3 protein-coding genes are annotated in these 1,409 nt (G+C 45.0%); all 3 read left to right on the top strand.

Translation table 11 applies throughout. From position 1 onward, the window contains the following. Positions 1–319 precede the first annotated feature (319 nt). The 3 genes from VZT47_RS10410 to VZT47_RS10400 are packed head-to-tail and all read left to right on the top strand — an operon-like array spanning position 320 to position 1,093. Positions 320–511: a hypothetical protein gene (locus VZT47_RS10410; protein WP_330224893.1), complete on the top strand. Its 192-nt coding sequence runs from the start codon at positions 320–322 to the stop codon at positions 509–511. Between the two features lie 56 nt (positions 512–567). Further along, on the top strand, positions 568–837 hold the full coding sequence (locus tag VZT47_RS10405; protein ID WP_330224892.1) for a hypothetical protein: 270 nt from the start codon (positions 568–570) through the stop codon (positions 835–837). Further along, positions 821–1,093, top strand: coding sequence for a DUF4160 domain-containing protein (locus VZT47_RS10400; RefSeq protein ID WP_330224891.1), 273 nt, complete (start codon positions 821–823; stop codon positions 1,091–1,093). The genes VZT47_RS10405 and VZT47_RS10400 overlap by 17 nt, the downstream gene beginning before the upstream one ends. Positions 1,094–1,409: the final 316 nt, after the last annotated feature.

Genomic DNA, 1,409 nt, shown 5'->3' with positions numbered 1-1,409 from the left:
GGCCAAAGGCCGCCGGGATTTCACTCCTTGCCCTTTCAGGCCCATCGGGCAAGCTTCCCCGAGGGGAAGCCTTCACGCGAGACTTTTGAGACATTTACGATGAAAACGGTACGGCATCAGCCTCATTTTCACATGGCACATATGAGGCTAATGACGAAACATATGCAGAAAAAGTGACTCTATCGGAAAACGCGTGGCCCCCTTCGATAAGGGGGCTCCGCGAAGCGGTGGGCAGCGTTCGCGTCGAAACGCTTCGAGGCTGTATCGGCGGTAAAGTTTCCCGGTAGAAAAATCCACCCTGGAAAGAGAAGAAAGATTGATGCTTAAAACGATGGAAGAGCATTTCATTCACATGAGCAAACAAGCATCAATCATCCCATCCGCCTGCTTCCACAGCCTTCCCTATCCAGGGAAGGCTGCCCACAAGGCGCAATTGTCGATTTTTTGTAATTTACCTTTTCCCTATGGCGGGGTGGACAGGAATCCGATGATTTCTATCTGTTTCCAATGATGATATACTATAGATAATTCATGCAGCCCATAGTCAGACAGGAGGTGGGTGTCTTGATGTATCCATTCATGACCCTTGATGATAGTGCAGAAATCGTTCATTCGGAAATGCTGCCGGATCATCGGGTGAAAGTCTATGTAGAAAAGCCGGATGAAAAAGATTGTTTCCATCATATGACCTGCTATCTGCCGGATTATACGATTGAGAATGTATACGGATTTTCTCCGGAGGAAGTGAATCGATACCTGGAAGTCATCCGTTCGACGGCTCATCTGATTATCGAATTTTCCCAGGAAGGCGGGTTTGAAAATGCCTCAGGTCTTTAGAATCGGCTCGTACTGGGTGTATTTCTGGACAAATGAAAATGATCCGCTGGAACCGGTCCATGTGTCACAGGGGAAACCCATGGCAAATGCAGCCAAAATATGGATTACAAGCAGGGGAAAATGTCTGTTGTATAATAATAATTCCCATATACAGAAAAATATTTTAAGAAATATCATGCGGATTATTGAAGCCAGAAGTGAAGAAATCATTATGAAATGGAAAGAGTATTTCGGCTCTGTTACCTTCTATTGCTGAAATGGCAGAATTTGATTTGAAACAGAATGTGGTGCCTGATCATGGCGCCACATTTTTTATATAGGGATGAACTTGTCAGTCTGCTTCCTGAGGAAAAAATCATCCCGCCAGCGTTTTGAGGCACAAATGAGGCTGACTGACGAAACGTAGTCGGGATCATTGACTCTATCGGCATAATGCGGGGGCAGATTGTCAAGTCTAGTGCAACATTTCTTCAACAAATTCTATTGGAGTCATCCAATCCATTCCTTTTCTAGGTCTATTGTTAATATAGTCTACTGCCTGTTGAACTTCATCATCTGTCACCTTCCGGAAG

It is taken from the genome of Dialister sp. (assembly GCF_036343215.1).
In the GTDB taxonomy this organism is placed as follows: Bacteria; Bacillota; Negativicutes; order Veillonellales; family Dialisteraceae; genus Dialister.
Note: the sequence above shows the minus strand (reverse complement) of the source record. Positions and strands in the feature narration are given on the sequence as shown.

Coding starts and splice junctions, on each gene's coding strand:
- VZT47_RS10410 (WP_330224893.1), top strand. CDS start 320: ATGCTTAAAACGATGGAAGAGCATTTCATTCACATGAGCAAACAAGCA.
- VZT47_RS10405 (WP_330224892.1), top strand. CDS start 568: ATGTATCCATTCATGACCCTTGATGATAGTGCAGAAATCGTTCATTCG.
- VZT47_RS10400 (WP_330224891.1), top strand. CDS start 821: ATGCCTCAGGTCTTTAGAATCGGCTCGTACTGGGTGTATTTCTGGACA.